Consider the following 17,461-nt stretch of genomic DNA (forward strand, 5'->3'; position numbering starts at 1 on the left):
CGTGGACGGCTTCCGAGGTGTTCGAGGTGTGGGGCGCGCTACCGCGTCCTCCTACCGTTCCGGCCGGTCGCCGCCCCGTCCGCGCCCGAAGCCGAGCTTGCCCTCGGCCCGCTGCTGTGCGGCGTCGACCTGCTTCTCGTACTTGCCGCCGGTCCTCTGGTTGACCTGGCGTTCGGCGGCGTCGGACGCCTTTCTCGACTTGTCCTTGTCCTTGCCGGCCATGTTCTTCATCTTGTCGAGGATGCCCATGCAGAGCTCCTTCCGAGGCGTGACTCACTTCCGACGGTACGGCAGATTTGTCCGGCATGCCCAATAAAGCCCACTATGGTCTGGACCTCTCCGTCGCTACGGTGGTACGGCGAACAGCAAGGGGAGGACACGCATGAGGCGGCACAGCAGGATCCGTACCGGATGGGCCGCGGGCGCGGCTCTCGCACTGGCCCTGGTCACCGGGTGCGAGGAACTTCAGGACGACGGGGACCCGTCCTCGGGCAGCGGTGCCGAGGCACCGGCCGAGGGGCGGGCGGCAGGACAGGCCGTCAGCCCGCTGAGCAACCCGGACGGAACCGAACCCGGCCTCGGCCCGGTCAAGGGCGACACCGACGAGGCGACGGCCCGGAAGCTCATCGACGGCCTGAAGACCAAGGGACGCGGTCCCAGGACGGGGTACGACCGTGACGAGTTCGGCTACGCATGGATGGACTCGGCCGACGGCGTGCCACTCGCCCGCAACGGCTGCGACACGCGGAACGACCTGCTGAAACGCGACGGCCAGAAGCTGCGCTTCCGCTCCGGCTCCGACTGCGTGGTCGTCGCCATGACGCTGGACGACCCGTACACCGGCACGACCGTCGAGTGGCGCAAGCAGCAGGCGGGCGAGGTCCAGATCGACCACGTCGTGCCGCTGTCGTACAGCTGGCAGATGGGCTCCTCGCGGTGGTCGGAGAGCAAGCGCGAACAACTGGCGAACGACCCGCTCAACCTGATCCCCGTCCAGGGCCGCGCCAACTCCGCCAAAAGCGACTCCGGACCGGCCTCCTGGCTGCCGCCCGCCAAGCCGGTCCGGTGCGCGTACGCCGTCCGCTTCGCCCAGGTCGCCGCCAAGTACGAACTGGCGGTCACCGCACCGGACCGGCAGGCGATGCTGCGGCAGTGCGGCGGCTGACGGAAACCGGGCGTCCGCCGGCTCACCGCGCCTCTTCGCCCCGATCCGCTCGTCGAGGAGCGTGAACGACGGGGCAAAACCGCTTTCCGACCGCCGGCCCTCCTGCCTACCGTGGCCCCATGGAGTTGAAGGTATCGAGCCTCGCCGAACGCCCGGAGATGGTGGACCGGGTCCGGGAAATGGCCGACAGCTGGCCCGCGTTCGCCGTCGAGGACCTCTCGGGCAACGCCCACTACCCGCGCATCGCCGTCGAACTGCCGGAGTACGTGCAGTTCGCCGAGGACGAGCACGGCGAGGTCGTCGCGCACGGCCAGAGTGTGCCGTTCGCCCTGCACAGGGAGGGACGCGGCACGCTGCCCGCGCGTGGCTGGGGCGAGGTGCTCGTCTGGGCCTTCAGCGACCTGCGCCGCGAGGTCCGTCCCGACACCGTCAGCGCCATCTCCGTCTCCGTCGCCCCGCACGCCCAGGGGCTCGGCGTGTCCGGCCGGATGCTCGCCGCGATGCGCGACAACGCCCGCGCCCGCGGTTTCCGAGAGGTCGTCGCCCCCGTCCGCCCCAGCGCCAAGCACCTCGAACCACACACCCCCATCGAGGAGTACGTCCGCCGCCTGCGCCCCGACGGCCTGCCGCACGACCCCTGGCTGAGGGTCCACGCCCGCGCCGGTGCCACATTCGACTCGGTGGCCCCGGCCTCCATGACCGTCTCCGGCTCGCTGGACGAGTGGCGGCACTGGACGGGACTGCCCTTCGACACCGCCGGGGACATCGAGGTCCCCGGCGCCCTGGTGCCGGTGCGCTGCGAACCGGAGCGCGGGTACGCGGTGTACGTCGAGCCCAACGTGTGGATGCGGCACGCGCTCTGAGCCGCCCCGGCACGGGTGCCGGGGCGGCTCAGGCGGTCAGGCCGTCGTCCCGTCCAGGTCGAGGGTCTCCGGCGGGCCGTGCGGGCCGTCGTGCTCGACGCCTGGCGGGACTTCGGCCGTGCGGGCACCGTGACACCCGGTCGGTGACCTGGTGGTGATCGGTACGGCAACGGTTCGGTACAACCGGCGACCACTGTCGGTCCCGGCCTATACGCTCGGACTTCCACACCGAACGGCCCGTTCGTCCGTTCGGCATGCAGGCATCACCGGTCCAGGAGAGTCATGTACGGCAACAGCGCCGCCGGGCCGCCGCCCTCCCGCGGCGCGGCCACCGTCATCACCCTGCGCGTGCTGTTCGCCGCCGCCGGTTTCCTGACGTGCGGCCTGCTCGCCTGCGTCCCGTTGTTCCGGATCGCCGTGCTGCGCGGCCGCGGGCTCGACTGGGCCGTCGCCTGGCTGAGCCTGCCGGTGTCCATCGGCTGCCTCGCCGTGGTCGGTGAGCTGCCGGAGAGCGACCGTCGTACGGACGTCGCCATGGCCGCTCTCCTGCTGATCGGAGCGGCGGCCAGCGCGTACTTCCTCGTCGTCGACATACGCCTGCACGCCGCACCGCGGCAGTTCACCGGCTACGCGCCGCCGCGTCAGGCCTCCGCCGCGTACTACGGCCAGACGCACCCCGCGGGACCGTACGCGCCCACGCTCGTACCGCAGCCCCCGGCCGGCCACCCCGCGCACCCCGGCTTCCAAGCACCTCAAGCACCGGTCCCTCGAGCGCCCGCTCCTCAAGGACCGATCCCTCAGACGCCGGTGTCCCAGGCCCCGGTGTCCCAGGCGCCGATGTCCCGGACGCCCGTGCCGCAGACGCCCGTGCCTCAGGGACCCGCTCCCACGCCGCCGCCCCAGCACCCCGCCCCCGCCCGTATCGACCAGGTCCGCGCCGAGCTCGACGAGCTCAGCGCCTACCTGCGCAAGCACGACGGCAACGGCGACGGCCAGGGCGGACGGTGACCGTGGCGGCAGGGCGTGTCGTCGCCGACCGGTACGAGCTGTCGACGCTCATCGGGCAGGGCGGCATGGGCCAGGTCTGGACGGCGTACGACCGGCGGCTCGACCGGCGGGTCGCGGTGAAGCTGCTGCGCCCCGACAAGGTGGCCGGCCAGGAGGCCGACGAACTGCGCCGCCGCTTCGTGCGCGAGTGCCGGGTGACCGCACAGGTCGACCACCCCGGCCTCGTCACGGTGCACGACGCGGGCAGCGAGGGCGAGGAGCTGTTCCTCGTCATGCAGTACGTCGACGGCGCCGACCTCTCCGACCACCTCGCCGAGCACGACCCGTACCCCTGGCAGTGGGCGGTCGCCGTCGCCGCCCAGCTGTGCGCCGTCCTCAGCGCCGTGCACGCCGTGCCGATCGTCCACCGCGACCTCAAACCGCGCAACGTGATGGTGAAGCAGGACGGCACCGTCACCGTCCTCGACCTCGGCGTCGCCTCCGTCATGGACGCCGACACCACCCGCCTCACCCACACCGGCACCCCCATCGGCTCGCCCGCCTACATGGCACCCGAGCAGGCGATGGGCGGCGCGGTCGGCCCGTACACCGACCTCTACGCCCTCGGCGTCCTCCTGCACGAACTGCTCAGCGGCGACGTTCCGTTCGCCGGCTCCACGGCCCTCGGCGTCCTCCACCGGCACCTGTACGAGCCGCCGCTGCCCGTGCGCCGCATCCGGCCCGAGGTCCCCGAGGCGCTCGAAACCCTGGTTCTTCGCCTGCTCGCCAAGGACCCGCAGCACCGGCCCGCCTCCGCCCAGGAGGTCTACGAACACCTGGCGCTGCTGCTGCCCGCGCGCGGTATGCCCACCGGCGGGCCGCTCGACCCGACCCGCCCCTTCGTGCGCCCGCACGCCCCCTGGCCGGACCGCGCCCGCACCCCCGCACCCCAGCCGGCGCCGGTACCGCCGGTCGCCGAGGCCGAGAAGCCGGACGTCGCCCGCGCCGTCGACGACGTCAAACGCCTCCTCGGCGAGGGCCGCATCACCCAGGCCGTCGACATCCTCGGCGCGATCCTGCCCGCCGCCGCCGAACAGCACGGTGAACGCTCCCCGGTCGTCCGCACCCTGCGCAGGCAGTACGCGGCCACTCTGATGGACGACGGCCAGTACCGGCGCGCCCTGCCCGAGCTGCGCAACCTCGCCGACGAACGCGCCGCCGAGGCGGGCCAGGCCGATCCGCAGTCCCTGCGCCACCGCTACGACGCCGCCCAGTGCCTGGAACAGCTCGGCGAGCCGGCGGCGGCCCTCGCCGAGTACCGCGCGCTGCTGCCCTACTACGAGAACCAGTACGTCGCCGGCGACCCCGACCTCGCCCACGACGTCCGCCGCCGCATCGGCCACCTGCTTCTCGCCCTCGGCGACCGCGCCGCCGCCCACGAGACGCTGGCCCGGCTGCTGCACGACGTGGAGCGCGTCCACGGCCCCGGCCACCCGCTCGCGGCCGAGATCCGGCGCACCCTCCAGTGGCTCGGCCAGGTACGCGGCTGACGACACCTCCGCGGCCGGGGCGAGGCGGTGCCCGAAGTCCTGGTGAATCGTTGGTCGAATGGGTTGGCCAGAGCCCGGCCACTGCCTACCATCGATCATCGCAAGACTCTGTGCGCCCGCCCGTCGCCCGACCACCACCCCTGGTGGGGGGCGCTGCGCGCCGCACCTGTTGTTGCAATCTCCTCAGGAGGTTTTCTTGCACCGCCGCCGTCGCACCGCACTCCTCCTCACCGCGGCGATCGCCGCCGCGGCGCCCCTGCTCACCGCCTGCGGCAACGACGCGCATCAGGGCGCGGCGGCCGTCGTCGGCGACCAGCGGATCACCGTCGCCCAGCTGGAGAACCGCGTCGACGAGGTACGCGAGGCACAGCGGGCCGCCGTCCCGGACGACGCCCAGTACCAGCAGGTCCTCGCCCGTACCGGCGGCCTCACCCGCGACACCCTGCACAGCATGGTCCTCGACCAGGTCCTGCACCGCGCCGCCCAGGACGCGGGCGTGACCGTCACGCGCAAGGACGTCCAGCGGATGCGTGGCGGCCTCGAGGAGCAGGCCGGCGGCGCCCAGGAGCTGGAGACCGTCTGGCTGCAGCAGTACGGCGTCCCGTCCGAACGCCTCGACGACAACCTCCGCATCCAGTTGGAGGCCCAGAAGCTCGCCGAGACCCTCGGCACCGACACCAGCCGGCCCGAGTTCTGGCAGGCCCTGTCCGAGGCCTCCAAGAAGCTCGACGTCGACCTCAACCCGCGCTACGGCGCCTGGGACGTCCAGAAGAGCAGCCGTGTCGACACCGCGGTGCCGTGGGTTCGGGAGATCACGGCGGCGCAGACGCGGCAGACGGCGTAACGGTCCGGTGGGCGACCGGGCGGGCCGTGGTCACCCGCCCCCCTGTGGACAACGCTCCCGTGGACGACGGCCCTGTGGACAACTCATGGGGCTGTCGGCCGCGTGCGTTACGTTCGGGGGGTGAACGCAACCACCGCCTCCGACCCGGGCCGCGTCGTCCTCCTCACCACCAGCCACCGCGTCGCCCCCGGCCTGCTGTCCTGGCCCGCCTGGCAGGCCCTGCGCACCGCCGACCGGGTGCTGTGCGCCGACGCGGCGCACCCGCAGCTGCCGTACCTGCGCGAGGCGGGCATACGGGTCGAGGAGGCGGCGCCGACCGCCGAGGAGCTGGTCGCCGCCTGCGCCGGCGGTCACACGGTGGTGGTCGTGGCGACCGGTGAGGGCGACCCCGTCCTCACCGACGGACTGGCCCGCCTCGCCGGATCGGGCCGCGTCCGGATGCCGGACCTCGAGCTGCTCCCCGCCTCCTACGACCTGCCGGGCGCGCGCCTGCTCGACCTCGTCCAGGTCATGGACCGCATCCGCCTCGAATGCCCCTGGTCGTCCGAGCGCACCCACAAGGGCCTGGCCAAGTACGCCATCGAGGAGGCGTACGAACTCGTCGAGGCGATCGAGGACGGCGACCGTGACGAACTGCGCGAGGAACTGGGCGACGTACTCCTCCAGGTCGTCTTCCACGCCCGCATCGCCGAGGACGACCCCGACGCCCCGTTCTCCGTCGACGACGTGGCCGGCACCATCGTCACCAAGCTGATCCACCGCCATCCGCACGTCTTCGGCGACGAGACGGCCTCCACCCCCGAGGAGGTCAGGGAGCACTGGCTGCGCACCAAGGCGGCAGAGAAGCAGCGTACCTCGGTCACCGAGGGCGTCCCCCTCGGCCAGCCCGGCCTCGCCCTCGCCGCCAAGCTCGCCTCCCGCGTCCGGACCGCGGGCCTCCCGGTCCCCCTCCCTTCCGGCGAGGGCATCGGCTACGAGCTCCTCGCCCTGGCGGCACGCGCCGAGTCAGAGGGCACGGACCCGGAGGCGGCACTGAGAGCGGCGGCACGTGCGTACCGGGACGCGATCCGGGAGGCGGAGCACGCCGGGCACTGAGTCCGGCGCCGCCCGGGGCCCCGGCGGAAGGCACACCGGCGCCCGGGACACCTCCGGCCTCCCGGATACGGTCAAGGGGTGACCGACCACTCCACGCCCGACCGCCCCGCCCCCGAGCTGTTCACCTGGGAGTTCGCCAGCGACCCCTACCCCGCCTACGCCTGGCTGCGCGAGCACGCCCCCGTGCACCGCACCCGGCTGCCCAGCGGGGTGGAGGCCTGGCTGGTCACCCGGTACGCCGACGCCAAGCAGGCCCTCGCCGACCCGCGGCTGTCGAAGAACCCGGCGCATCACGACGAGCCCGCGCACGCCAAGGGCAAGACTGGCATTCCGGGGGAGCGGAAGGCCGAGCTCATGACCCATCTGCTGAACATCGACCCGCCGGACCACACCCGGCTGCGGCGGCTGGTCAGCAAGGCGTTCACGCCCCGCCGGGTCGCCGAGTTCGCGCCCCGGGTGCAGGAGCTCGCCGACGGCCTCATCGACCGGTTCGCCGCCACCGGCTCCGCCGACCTGATCCACGAGTTCGCCTTCCCGCTGCCCATCTACGCCATCTGCGACCTGCTCGGCGTACCCCGCGAGGACCAGGACGACTTCCGGGACTGGGCGGGCATGATGATCCGTCACGGCGGCGGACCGCGGGGCGGGGTCGCCCGGTCGGTGAAGAAGATGCGGGGCTACCTCGCCGACCTCATCCACCGCAAGCGCGCGGCGCTGCCGCCCGAGCCCGGCCCCGGTGAGGACCTCATCTCGGCGCTCATCCGCGCCTCCGACCACGGTGAACACCTCACCGAGAACGAGGCCGCGGCGATGGCCTTCATCCTGCTCTTCGCAGGATTCGAGACCACGGTCAATCTCATCGGCAACGGCACGTACGCCCTGCTCACCCACCCCGGGCAGCGAGCCCGCCTGCAGACGTCCCTCGCCGCGGGCGAGCACGCCCTGCTGGAGACGGGCGTCGAGGAACTCCTCCGCTACGACGGCCCGGTGGAGCTGGCCACCTGGCGCTTCGCCACCCGGCCGCTCACCATCGCCGGGCAGGAGATCGCGGCCGGCGACCCCGTCCTCGTCGTCCTCGCCGCCGCCGACCGGGACCCGGAGCGGTTCACGGACCCCGACACCCTGGACCTCTCCCGCCGGGACAGCCAGCACCTCGGGTACGGCCACGGCATCCACTACTGCCTCGGCGCCCCGCTCGCCCGGCTGGAGGGGCAGACCGCGCTCGGCACGCTCCTCACCCGCCTGCCGGACCTGCGCCTCGCAGCGGAGCCGGCCGAGCTGCGCTGGCGCGGCGGACTCATCATGCGCGGGCTGCGCACCCTGCCCGTCTCGTTCACTCCGGTCGAGTCGTCGTCGGGCGATGGTCCGTCGTCGTCGGGGTCGGGGTCGGGCGATGGTCCTTCGTGGGCGGGCAAGGGCCCGTCTCCGACGCAAAGGTGACACGCGCTCAACTCTGTGATCTTCACGTGATCTGCGCGGCATGAACTTGTGACAAGCGATCATCTGCCTATACGTTCACGAATCAGCGTGGCGCCCCGAGCATCACCCGTCGCGCGGTCCCCGTTGTCTCGTGAAAGGTCGTCGCATGCTCTCCGGGAACGGTCGTCACCGCCGCCCCCGCCAGGCTCCCGCCCTGGTCGTCGCCGCCGGAGTGACCGGCTCCGCCATCGCGATCCCACTCCTCGGTGCCACCGGCGCCCACGCGGCCGACGGGGCGAACTGGGACCGGGTCGCCGAGTGCGAGACCGGCGGCGCCTGGAGCCAGAACAGCGGCAACGGGTACTACGGCGGCCTGCAGCTGTCCCAGGACGCCTGGGAGCAGTACGGCGGCCTGGAGTACGCACCCAGTGCCGACCAGGCCAGCCGCTCCCAGCAGGTGAGAGTCGCCGAGAAGCTGCACGCGGACCAGGGCATCGCCGCCTGGCCGACCTGTGGTCTGCTCGCGGGCCTGGGCAACGACTCGGCGTCCGTCGGCGGTGGCACGGGTGCGGCGGGTGACGGCTCGTCGGAGGGATCGGACACCTCGGGGACGTCGGACACCCCCGGCCTGACCAGCTCGTCCGGCTCGACGGAGGCGTCCCAGCCGTCGGAGCCGTCCAAACCCACGTCCGAGGCATCCCCCTCCTCCCCTTCCTCCCCGGCCTCGCCCTCCCCTGACTCCTCGTCGGACCGTGGGGACGATACGACCAAGTCCGACACGTCCCCTGAAACCGACCCCAGGAAGAGCACCGGTCCGCGCGACACCGGCGCTTCGCCCACGACCTCTCCGGAGGTCGGCGAATCGGACAAGCCGGGGCAGAGCGAGGGCTCTTCGGCTCTCACCGACACGGACGAGTCCGGCGCGGGCCGGCATCGAGGCGGCAGTGCCGACGAGGGGGTGGCGGACGGCCGCACGGCCGAGTCGTCGGGGCGGCACGCCTCGCGCGGCGAGGGTGAGGCACGCCAGGCCGTGGACGGCTCCTACACCGTGCGCTCCGGCGACAGTCTCTGGGGCATCGCCGACTCCCTCGACGTGGACGGCGGGTGGCATGCGCTCTACGTCGGCAACAAGGAGGTCGTGGGGGCCGACCCGGACCACATCCTGCCCGGTCAGACGCTCACGCTCACGGGCGAAACGGGTGAAAAGTAGAGGGAGTTCACGTCACGGTTAGAGACTCTATGTCCGTTTTGGATCTCGTGAGAGATAGGTCTCAGAAGCCGTGATCGTCTTTGAAAAACCGCGGAGCGCGTGTCTACGGTCATGACCGCTCGCCATCGCGGGCCCCGGCTGCCGCAACGCCGAATCCTGCCAGCGGCCGTCCGGGAACAGTCGTCGCGTCAAGCGCCGAAGGCAGGAGCGGGGGACCCAAGGTAAGTGCCGCGCCGGGCAGTTGAACCGGAGTGGCTAGGGGTGGAGCCGAGTTCCGCGAGGAACCCGGCCGGGCAACTCAACCGGCCCGAACCCGACAGCTCACCTCGCAGGCGTCGGTGAGGGGATCAACCATGCTGTTTTCCGGCAAGGGCAAGCACCGTCGCCCGTCCAAGGCCACCCGCGTCATCGCCGTCGCCGGCGTCACCGGTGCCGCCGTCGCCGCCCCGCTGATGGCGGCCGGCAACGCCTCCGCCGCCACCGCCTCCGAGTGGGACACCGTCGCCCAGTGCGAGTCCGGCGGCAACTGGTCCATCAACACCGGCAACGGTTACTACGGCGGTCTGCAGTTCTCCGCCTCCACCTGGGCCGGCTACGGCGGCACGCAGTACGCCGCCACCGCCGACCAGGCCAGCAAGGCGCAGCAGATCGAGATCGCCGAGAAGGTGCTCGCGGGCCAGGGCAAGGGTGCCTGGCCGGTCTGCGGTACCGGCCTGTCGAACGCCGCGTACACCGGCGGCGGCTCCGGCGAGAGCGAGAGCCAGGGCAGCGGTTCCGCGCAGGGCTCCGGCAGCTCCGAGAGCTCGCAGAGCCAGAGCGGCGGCTCCACCGCCGACCGCTCCACCGAGCAGAAGGCCTCCCGCTCCGACGAGCGCCCGGCCGCCAAGAAGGAGACCGTCACCACCCCGACCGGCAAGAAGGTCGAGAAGGGCGACGGCGAGTACGAGGTCGTCGAGGGCGACACCCTCAGCTCGATCGCCGAGGAGCACGACGTCAAGGGCGGCTGGGCGAAGCTGTTCAAGCTGAACGACGACATCGTCGACGACGCCGACCTGATCTACCCGGGCCAGCAGCTGCACCTGAAGTAAGCGGCGGCCCCCTTGCTCCCGCCCCGGTGCGTGTTCCCCCGTACGCACCGGGGCGGGTTTTTCACGCCCCGAATCCGGACCGGTTTCCGGAAACGTCTTTGTTCCGTTCGGAAACAATTTACTCTCGGTTCTGTCCAGCGGGTGGGCGATCGGCTGGCCGATCGCCCGGAGCCGGTTAGGCTCGGTCCCGCAGAGCCGCTGCGGTCCTGTGGACCCGCGCGTCACACCGAAGCGTCACATTGAAGAAGGAGATGCTCGTGCCGTCCATCGACGTCGTCGTAGCCCGGGAAATCCTGGACTCCCGAGGCAACCCCACGGTCGAGGTCGAGGTCGGCCTCGACGACGGCAGCACGGGTCGTGCCGCCGTTCCGTCCGGCGCCTCAACGGGCGCCTTCGAGGCCATCGAGCTCCGTGACGGCGACCCGGGCCGCTACCTCGGCAAGGGCGTCGAGAAGGCCGTTCTCGCCGTCATCGAGCAGATCGGCCCGGAGCTCGTCGGCTACGACGCCACCGAGCAGCGCCTGATCGACCAGGCCATGTTCGACCTGGACGCCACCGACAACAAGGGCTCGCTGGGCGCCAACGCCATCCTCGGCGTCTCGCTCGCCGTCGCCCACGCCGCCTCCGAGGCCAGCGACCTGCCGCTCTTCCGCTACCTGGGCGGCCCCAACGCGCACCTTCTGCCGGTGCCGATGATGAACATCCTGAACGGCGGCTCGCACGCCGACTCCAACGTGGACATCCAGGAGTTCATGATCGCCCCGATCGGCGCGGAGTCCTTCTCCGAGGCCCTGCGCTGGGGCGCCGAGGTCTACCACACCCTGAAGAAGGTCCTGAAGAGCAAGGGCCTGGCCACCGGTCTCGGCGACGAGGGCGGCTTCGCGCCGAACCTCGGCTCCAACCGCGAGGCCCTCGACCTCATCCTCGAGGCGATCAAGGAGGCCGGCTACACCCCCGGCGAGCAGATCGCCCTCGCGCTCGACGTGGCCGCGTCCGAGTTCTACAAGGACGGCTCCTACGCCTTCGAGGGCAAGCAGCGCACGGCCGCCGAGATGACCGAGTACTACGCCGAGCTGGTCGAGGCGTACCCGCTGGTCTCCATCGAGGACCCGCTGTTCGAGGACGACTGGGACGGCTGGAACACCATCACCGCCAAGCTCGGTGACAAGGTCCAGCTCGTCGGCGACGACCTGTTCGTCACCAACCCGGAGCGCCTGGCCCGCGGCATCGAGGAGAACTCGGCCAACGCCCTGCTGGTCAAGGTCAACCAGATCGGTTCGCTGACCGAGACCCTGGACGCCGTGGAGCTGGCCCAGCGCAACGGCTTCAAGTGCATGATGTCCCACCGCTCCGGCGAGACCGAGGACGTCACCATCGCCGACCTGGCGGTCGCCACCAACTGCGGCCAGATCAAGACCGGCGCCCCGGCCCGCTCCGAGCGCGTCGCCAAGTACAACCAGCTGCTGCGCATCGAGGAGATCCTCGACGACGCCGCGGTGTACGCCGGCCGCAGCGCCTTCCCGCGCTTCAAGGGCTGACCCGCAACCCTGTAGGCAGCGTCGTACGTACGTCCCCGTACTCGGTCCCGTACCGTGTGCGGGGACGTACGCACGTGTGGAGGGGAGGCGGGGACAGACATGGCGGTGAAGGACCGGGACCGTTTCTCCACCGCGACCAGGATCCGGATCATCGGGGAACAGACCGCGGCCCGGGTCTACCGCTCGCAGACCAAGCGCCAGGCCCGTCGCTCCCGGCTGACCGGCCGGGCCGCGCTGCTCGCGATGGTGCTCTGCTCGCTCGTCGTGGCGCTCGCCTACCCGATACGGCAGTACGTCGCCCAGCGCGCCGAGATCGCCGATCTCCGGCGGGAGCAGCAGGAGACCCGGGACCGGGTCGAGGACCTGCGCGACCTCAAGGCACGCTGGCAGGACGACGCCTACGCCGAGCAGCAGATCCGGCTGCGGCTGCACTATGTGATGCCGGGTGAGACCGGGTTCGTCGTCATCGACCCGGACACGGCCAAGAAGGCCCGCGCCGAGGCCGGTGCCGCGGACCGCCCCTGGTACCGGAACGTCTGGGACGGGGTCGACAAGGCCGACACCGCCGCCCGCCGGCAGTGAACCGACAGCGCCGGCAGTGACTCAACAGGAAGACCAGCAGAAGACAGTCATGCAGACTCCCCCGCCGACCACCCCGCGCACCGAGCCCACCGACGCGGACGTCGAGGCCTTCAAGCAGCAGCTCGGACGCCCCCCGCGCGGCCTGCGCGCCATCGCGCACCGCTGCCCCTGCGGGCAGCCGGACGTCGTGGAGACGGCACCGCGGCTGCCCGACGGAACGCCCTTCCCGACGCTGTACTACCTGACGTGCCCGAAGGCGGCCTCCGCCATCGGCACGCTGGAGGCGAACGGCGTGATGAAGGAGATGACCGAGCGCCTCGCCACCGACCCGGAACTGGCCGACGCCTACCGCGCCGCGCACGAGGACTACATCCGGCGCCGTGACGAGATCGAGGAGCTGACCGGCTTCCCGAGCGCGGGCGGCATGCCCGACCGGGTCAAGTGCCTGCACGTGCTGGTCGCCCACTCCCTGGCGGCGGGTCCCGGCGTCAACCCGCTGGGCGACGAGGCGATCGCGATGCTGCCCCAGTGGTGGCGCAAGGGGCCGTGCGTGACGCTCGGCGAGATCTGTGGGGAGGACGCCAAGTGACCCGTGTCGCCGCCATCGACTGCGGTACGAACTCGATCCGGCTCCTGGTCGCCGACGCCGACCCGGCGACCGGTGAACTGACCGACCTCGACCGCCGCATGACCATCGTGCGGCTCGGCCAGGGCGTCGACCGCACCGGGCGGCTGGCGCCCGAGGCGCTGGAGCGGACCTTCGCCGCCTGCCGCGAGTATGCCGGGGTCGTCAAGGAGCACGGCGCACAGCGGCTGCGTTTCGTGGCGACCTCCGCCTCCCGGGACGCGGAGAACCGGGACGACTTCGTGCGCGGGGTGATGGACATCCTCGGCGTGGAACCGGAGGTCATCTCGGGCGACCAGGAGGCGGAGTTCTCCTTCACCGGCGCCACCAAGGAGCTGACGGGCCGCGAGGACCTCGGCAAGCCCTACCTGGTCGTCGACATCGGCGGCGGCTCGACCGAGTTCGTCGTCGGCGACGACCACGTGCGCGCCGCCCGCTCCGTGGACGTCGGCTGCGTGCGGATGACCGAGCGGCACCTGGTGCACGACGGCGCCGTGTCCGACCCGCCCACCGAGGCGCAGGTCGCGGCGATGCGGGCCGACATCGAGGCGGCCCTGGACCTCGCCGAGGAGACGGTGCCGCTGCGCGAGGCGCACACGCTGGTCGGGCTGGCCGGCTCGGTGACCACGGTCTCCGCGATCGCGCAGGAGCTGCCCGAGTACGACTCGGCCGCCATCCACCACTCCCGGGTCTCCCGCGAGCGGGTCCGGGAGATCACCGACTGGCTGCTGCGCTCCACGCACGCCGAGCGGGCGGCCGTGCCCTCCATGCACCCCGGGCGCGTCGACGTCATCGGGGCGGGCGCGCTGGTACTGCTGGCGATCATGGAGCGCACGGGCGCGGAGGAGGTCGTGGTGAGCGAGCACGACATCCTCGACGGCATCGCCTGGTCGGTGGCCTAGCCGACGAGGTGCGGGTGCTCGGGCGGCCGGCCCGGCGGTGACGAACGCGGGAAGGCCGGGGCGGCTGTCCGTGAGGGTGAACCCCGGCGCGGCGGCGTCAGCTGAGCGTCTGCCCGCTGGTCAGCGAGGCGGGCTTCTGCGCCTGCGGCCGCTTCGAGGAGATCCCCACCACCCGCGCGTCGCCCTCACCGCGCCCCGCCCCAGCCGCGGGTATCGCCGTCCCCGTCCCCGTCCCCGGGTGGCGGGGGCGGGGTCGTCGCGGGCTGGGTGACGGCGATCAGGGCCAGGTCGTCGGGGAGGACTCCGCCGGCGTGCCGGTGCACGAGTTCGGCCAGTGTGTCCACCACGGCCGGCGGACCCTGGTGCCAGCACGCCCGCAGCCCGTCCTCCGGAGAGAAGAAGACGCCGTTCGCGTCACGGGCCTCCAGCAGGCCGTCCGTGCACAGCAGCAGCAGGTCGCCGGGGACGAAGGGGCGCGTCTCGTACTCCCACGGCCCCGGGTCCAGGTCGCCGAGGCCGAGCGGCAGCCCCGGATCGGCCGGCTCCCACTGCCGCACGCCCTCCCCGGTGGCCAGGAAGGCGGGACAGTGGCCCCGGCTCACCAGGCGCACCTCACCGCCGCCCGGCGGGATCTCGGCGACGGCCGCGGTGATGAACTGCTCGCCCGGTGAACCGGCCCCGCCGCGCACGGCCCCCAGGTCGCGGATGTTCCGGGCGACCGCCTCGTCGAGGTGCCGGGCGAGCAGCGGCAGGGGCTCGGTGTGGTGCGCCGCCTCCCGGAAGCTGCCGACCAGAGCCGCCACGGCCGGGATCGCGTCGGGCCCCTTGCCGCGGACGTCACCGATGAGCAGACGCACTCCGTACGGGGTCAGCTCGGCGGCGTAGAGGTCGCCGCCCACGGCCGCCGCGTGCGAGGCGGCCTCGTAGCGCACCGCGATCCAGGTGCGTCCCAGCCAGGCCCGCACCGGCGGCAGCACCGCGCGCTGCGCGTACTCCGCGGTCCGCCGGACCCCCAGGAGCCGCCGGTACAGGGACAGGCGCAGGAGGCTCAGCGGTACCGACGCCCAGACCAGGACGAGCAGGGCGAAGAAGTCGACCACCGCGTGGCCGCTGTCGGACTCCAGATGCGTGGCCAGCAGGAGCAGCAGGCCGACGGCACTGTTGAGCACCGCCATCAGCACCACCAGGGGCAGTGCGTAGACGCAGGCGGCCGTCATCGTGCTGAGTGCCAGCAGCACGTCACCGCTCACGGCGCCCGGAGTGGGCAGGTCGACGGCGAGGGCCAGTCCCGTCAACGCCGGCGGTGTCCACTGCGCCCAGGGCGGCAGCGGCGGGCTGGCGTCCGGTTCCGGAACGTAGGACTGCAGCCCCGTGGTGCGGCGGTGCGGGCTCATGCCACCTCTCTCCGAGCGCAGTCGGTGCGGTCCGACCAACGTAGTGAGCGCGGCGCGCGGTGGCGCGCAGACGAGTCCGCGCCGTCGGTGGGAAGAACCGCGGCGGGGTGTCGGGTGAGCGAGCCGGGAAGCGTTTGAGCGGTCCGTGGGGAGCGGAGAAACGCCTGGCGGGACCACCTTGCGAGAAACTTCGTGAAGTTCTTCACAAGGAATTGGACCTCGACGGGCGACGGACGGTCGCCCGTTGACCCTTTTGAGGGCTCAACTGCCGTTTGAACACGTTCAGGAGGGTGGTGGAGGAGGGGGCGGGACGGGCCCGGCCGGATGCCGGCGGAGAGGGGGCGGAGGCCCGGACGGGCAGCTCAGGTGGCATTGACAACGTGGTGCACCGTGCTCCGGTTCCGCGCGTCGGTCATGATCTCCGTCACGTGGGCGGAGGAGTGTAACACGACCCCCGTCGGAGCTTGTGAAGGGGCGCACGATCCACCCCCCTCGGGCGGGTGGATACTCGATGGCATGAGCACCACGGAGCGTCCCAGGATCCTCGTAGTAGGCGGTGGGTACGTAGGCCTGTACGCAGCTCGACGCATCCAGAAGAAGATGCGTTACGGCGAGGCGACCGTCACCGTCGTCGACCCGCGGTCGTACATGACCTACCAGCCCTTCCTCCCCGAAGCCGCCGCCGGCAACATCTCCCCGCGGCACGTCGTCGTCCCCCTGCGGCGCGTGCTTCCGAAGGCGGAGGTCCTCACCGGCCGGGTCACCACCATCGACCAGGACCGCAAGGTCGCCACGATCGCCCCGCTGGTCGGCGAGGCGTACGAGCTGCCCTTCGACTACCTGGTCATCGCCATGGGCGCGGTCTCCCGCACCTTCCCGATCCCCGGCCTCGCCGAGCAGGGCATCGGCATGAAGGGCATCGAGGAGTCCATCGGCCTGCGCAACCACGTCCTGGAGCAGCTCGACAAGGCCGACTCCACCACCGACGAGGAGATCCGCCGCAAGGCGCTCACCTTCGTCTTCATCGGCGGCGGTTTCGCCGGCGCGGAGACCATCGGTGAGGTCGAGGACATGGCCCGCGACGCGGCCAAGTACTACCGGAACGTCTCCCGCGAGGACATGCGCTTCGTCCTCGTCGACGCCGCCGACAAGATCCTTCCCGAGGTCGGCCCCAAGCTCGGCCAGTACGGCAAGGAGCACCTGGAGAGCCGGGGCGTCGAGATCTACCTGTCCACCTCCATGGACTCCTGCGTCGACGGCCACGTGGTGCTGAAGAACGGCCTCGAGGTCGACTCCAACACCATCGTGTGGACGGCGGGCGTCAAGCCGAACCCGGCGCTGTCCCGCTTCGGCCTCCCGCTCGGCCCCCGCGGTCACGTCGACTGCGCGCCCACCCTCCAGGTGCAGGGCACCGACTACATCTGGGCCGCGGGCGACAACGCCCAGGTGCCCGACCTCGTCGGCCGCAAGGCGGGCAACGAGAACGCCTGGTGCCCGCCGAACGCCCAGCACGCGCTGCGCCAGGCCAAGGTCCTCGGCGACAACGTCGTCTCCGGCATGCGGGGCTTCCCGCAGAAGGAGTACAGCCACGCCAACAAGGGCGCGGTGGCGGGCCTCGGCCTGCACAAGGGCGTGGCGATGATCGTCATGGGCAAGATGAAGATCAAGCTCAAGGGACGTCTCGCCTGGTACATGCACCGCGGATACCACGGCCTCGCGATGCCGACCTGGAACCGGAAGATCCGCGTCTTCGCGGACTGGACGCTCGGCATGTTCCTCAAGCGCGAGGTCGTCTCCCTCGGCGCGATGGAGACCCCGCGCGAGGAGTTCTACGAGGCCGCCAAGCCGGCGCCGAAGGCCGCCGCGCCGAAGGCCGCCGACAAGGGCGAGCCGGCCGCGAAGTCGGAGAAGACCGAGGAGAAGGCCAAGGCCTCCTGACCGCCTGACCTCCGGCCGTCCGTACCGCAGCATCAGCAGCACCAGCAGCATCAGTAGTACCAGCAGCACCCCGTAGCAGTACCCGTAGGACCCTCGCAGGGGCCGCCCGCCATCCGTGGTGCGGGCGGCCCCTTCGCGCTGCGCCGACCGGGCGAAAAATCCCATGGCGTGTACAGGTATTTTGCTCAGCCGTAACGCGTGCCGGGGACTGGACGGCGGGCCCCCAGGTGTTTACGTGGTGTCGGACATTCCGGGATCGCT

Annotated in this window: 16 protein-coding genes and 1 riboswitch; of the genes, 14 read left to right on the forward strand and 2 right to left on the reverse strand. The window is 71.8% G+C overall.

Annotated elements, in window-relative coordinates; translation table 11 throughout:
• Positions 1-51 precede the first annotated feature (51 nt).
• On the reverse strand, positions 52-249 hold the full coding sequence (locus tag ACH4F2_RS17845) for an antitoxin (protein ID WP_398133639.1): 198 nt from the start codon (positions 247-249) through the stop codon (positions 52-54).
• 133 nt (positions 250-382) lie between these two features.
• On the opposite strand from ACH4F2_RS17845, the gene ACH4F2_RS17850 reads away from it, so the two are divergent.
• The 13 genes from ACH4F2_RS17850 to ACH4F2_RS17910 all read left to right on the forward strand — a co-directional run bounded on the left by ACH4F2_RS17850 (position 383) and on the right by ACH4F2_RS17910 (position 13,868).
• Positions 383-1,165, forward strand: a complete 783-nt coding sequence (locus tag ACH4F2_RS17850) for an HNH endonuclease family protein (RefSeq protein WP_398133640.1) — start codon at positions 383-385, stop codon at positions 1,163-1,165.
• Between the two features lie 119 nt (positions 1,166-1,284).
• A complete protein-coding gene (locus ACH4F2_RS17855) occupies positions 1,285-2,028 on the forward strand; it encodes an N-acetyltransferase (protein ID WP_398133641.1) in 744 nt (247 codons plus the stop codon).
• 282 nt (positions 2,029-2,310) lie between these two features.
• Positions 2,311-3,036 (forward strand): hypothetical protein, encoded by a 726-nt coding sequence (locus ACH4F2_RS17860; RefSeq protein WP_398133642.1) that lies wholly within the window; start codon positions 2,311-2,313, stop codon positions 3,034-3,036.
• Between the two features lie 38 nt (positions 3,037-3,074).
• Positions 3,075-4,565, forward strand: coding sequence for a serine/threonine protein kinase PkaE (gene pkaE, locus ACH4F2_RS17865; protein WP_398133727.1), 1,491 nt, complete (start codon positions 3,075-3,077; stop codon positions 4,563-4,565).
• A 196-nt stretch (positions 4,566-4,761) separates the two neighbouring features.
• Positions 4,762-5,409 (forward strand): SurA N-terminal domain-containing protein, encoded by a 648-nt coding sequence (locus ACH4F2_RS17870; protein ID WP_398133643.1) that lies wholly within the window; start codon positions 4,762-4,764, stop codon positions 5,407-5,409.
• 120 nt (positions 5,410-5,529) lie between these two features.
• On the forward strand, positions 5,530-6,504 hold the full coding sequence (locus ACH4F2_RS17875) for a nucleoside triphosphate pyrophosphohydrolase (RefSeq protein WP_398133644.1): 975 nt from the start codon (positions 5,530-5,532) through the stop codon (positions 6,502-6,504).
• 78 nt (positions 6,505-6,582) lie between these two features.
• Complete coding sequence (locus ACH4F2_RS17880) at positions 6,583-7,944, forward strand: cytochrome P450 (RefSeq protein ID WP_398133645.1); 1,362 nt, start codon at positions 6,583-6,585, stop codon at positions 7,942-7,944.
• A 145-nt stretch (positions 7,945-8,089) separates the two neighbouring features.
• A complete protein-coding gene (locus ACH4F2_RS17885) occupies positions 8,090-9,133 on the forward strand; it encodes a transglycosylase family protein (protein ID WP_398133646.1) in 1,044 nt (347 codons plus the stop codon).
• A gap of 183 nt (positions 9,134-9,316) precedes the next feature.
• Positions 9,317-9,483: riboswitch (cyclic di-AMP (ydaO/yuaA leader) on the forward strand.
• 3 nt (positions 9,484-9,486) lie between these two features.
• Complete coding sequence (locus ACH4F2_RS17890; RefSeq protein ID WP_398133647.1) at positions 9,487-10,221, forward strand: transglycosylase family protein; 735 nt, start codon at positions 9,487-9,489, stop codon at positions 10,219-10,221.
• A gap of 257 nt (positions 10,222-10,478) precedes the next feature.
• Entirely contained in the window at positions 10,479-11,759 is a 1,281-nt protein-coding gene (eno, locus tag ACH4F2_RS17895; RefSeq protein ID WP_398133648.1) for a phosphopyruvate hydratase, read from the forward strand.
• 99 nt (positions 11,760-11,858) lie between these two features.
• Positions 11,859-12,341, forward strand: coding sequence for a septum formation initiator family protein (locus ACH4F2_RS17900; protein WP_398133649.1), 483 nt, complete (start codon positions 11,859-11,861; stop codon positions 12,339-12,341).
• Positions 12,342-12,390: 49 nt separating this feature from the next.
• Positions 12,391-12,930 (forward strand): DUF501 domain-containing protein, encoded by a 540-nt coding sequence (locus ACH4F2_RS17905; protein ID WP_398133650.1) that lies wholly within the window; start codon positions 12,391-12,393, stop codon positions 12,928-12,930.
• Positions 12,927-13,868, forward strand: a complete 942-nt coding sequence (locus tag ACH4F2_RS17910; RefSeq protein ID WP_398133651.1) for an exopolyphosphatase — start codon at positions 12,927-12,929, stop codon at positions 13,866-13,868. The genes ACH4F2_RS17905 and ACH4F2_RS17910 overlap by 4 nt, the downstream gene beginning before the upstream one ends.
• A gap of 185 nt (positions 13,869-14,053) precedes the next feature.
• On the opposite strand, the gene ACH4F2_RS17915 is transcribed toward ACH4F2_RS17910, so the two are convergent.
• Complete coding sequence (locus ACH4F2_RS17915) at positions 14,054-15,262, reverse strand: PP2C family protein-serine/threonine phosphatase (RefSeq protein WP_398133652.1); 1,209 nt, start codon at positions 15,260-15,262, stop codon at positions 14,054-14,056.
• Between the two features lie 516 nt (positions 15,263-15,778).
• Here ACH4F2_RS17915 and ACH4F2_RS17920 point away from each other — a divergent pair.
• Positions 15,779-17,200 (forward strand): NAD(P)/FAD-dependent oxidoreductase, encoded by a 1,422-nt coding sequence (locus ACH4F2_RS17920; protein ID WP_398133653.1) that lies wholly within the window; start codon positions 15,779-15,781, stop codon positions 17,198-17,200.
• Positions 17,201-17,461 lie beyond the last annotated feature (261 nt).

Origin of the sequence: Streptomyces sp. NPDC017890 (assembly GCF_044328675.1) — a bacterium.
Classification (GTDB): domain Bacteria; phylum Actinomycetota; class Actinomycetes; order Streptomycetales; family Streptomycetaceae; genus Streptomyces.

Bases quoted from the DNA above. Each gene is read 5' to 3' on its own strand.
- ACH4F2_RS17860 (WP_398133642.1), top strand. From the start codon at position 2,311: ATGTACGGCAACAGCGCCGCCGGGCCGCCGCCCTCCCGCGGCGCGGCC.
- ACH4F2_RS17900 (WP_398133649.1), top strand. From the start codon at position 11,859: ATGGCGGTGAAGGACCGGGACCGTTTCTCCACCGCGACCAGGATCCGG.
- ACH4F2_RS17920 (WP_398133653.1), top strand. From the start codon at position 15,779: ATGAGCACCACGGAGCGTCCCAGGATCCTCGTAGTAGGCGGTGGGTAC.
- ACH4F2_RS17855 (WP_398133641.1), top strand. From the start codon at position 1,285: ATGGAGTTGAAGGTATCGAGCCTCGCCGAACGCCCGGAGATGGTGGAC.
- ACH4F2_RS17890 (WP_398133647.1), top strand. From the start codon at position 9,487: ATGCTGTTTTCCGGCAAGGGCAAGCACCGTCGCCCGTCCAAGGCCACC.
- ACH4F2_RS17905 (WP_398133650.1), top strand. From the start codon at position 12,391: ATGCAGACTCCCCCGCCGACCACCCCGCGCACCGAGCCCACCGACGCG.
- ACH4F2_RS17915 (WP_398133652.1), bottom strand. From the start codon at position 15,262: ATGAGCCCGCACCGCCGCACCACGGGGCTGCAGTCCTACGTTCCGGAA.
- ACH4F2_RS17885 (WP_398133646.1), top strand. From the start codon at position 8,090: ATGCTCTCCGGGAACGGTCGTCACCGCCGCCCCCGCCAGGCTCCCGCC.
- ACH4F2_RS17850 (WP_398133640.1), top strand. From the start codon at position 383: ATGAGGCGGCACAGCAGGATCCGTACCGGATGGGCCGCGGGCGCGGCT.
- ACH4F2_RS17845 (WP_398133639.1), bottom strand. From the start codon at position 249: ATGGGCATCCTCGACAAGATGAAGAACATGGCCGGCAAGGACAAGGAC.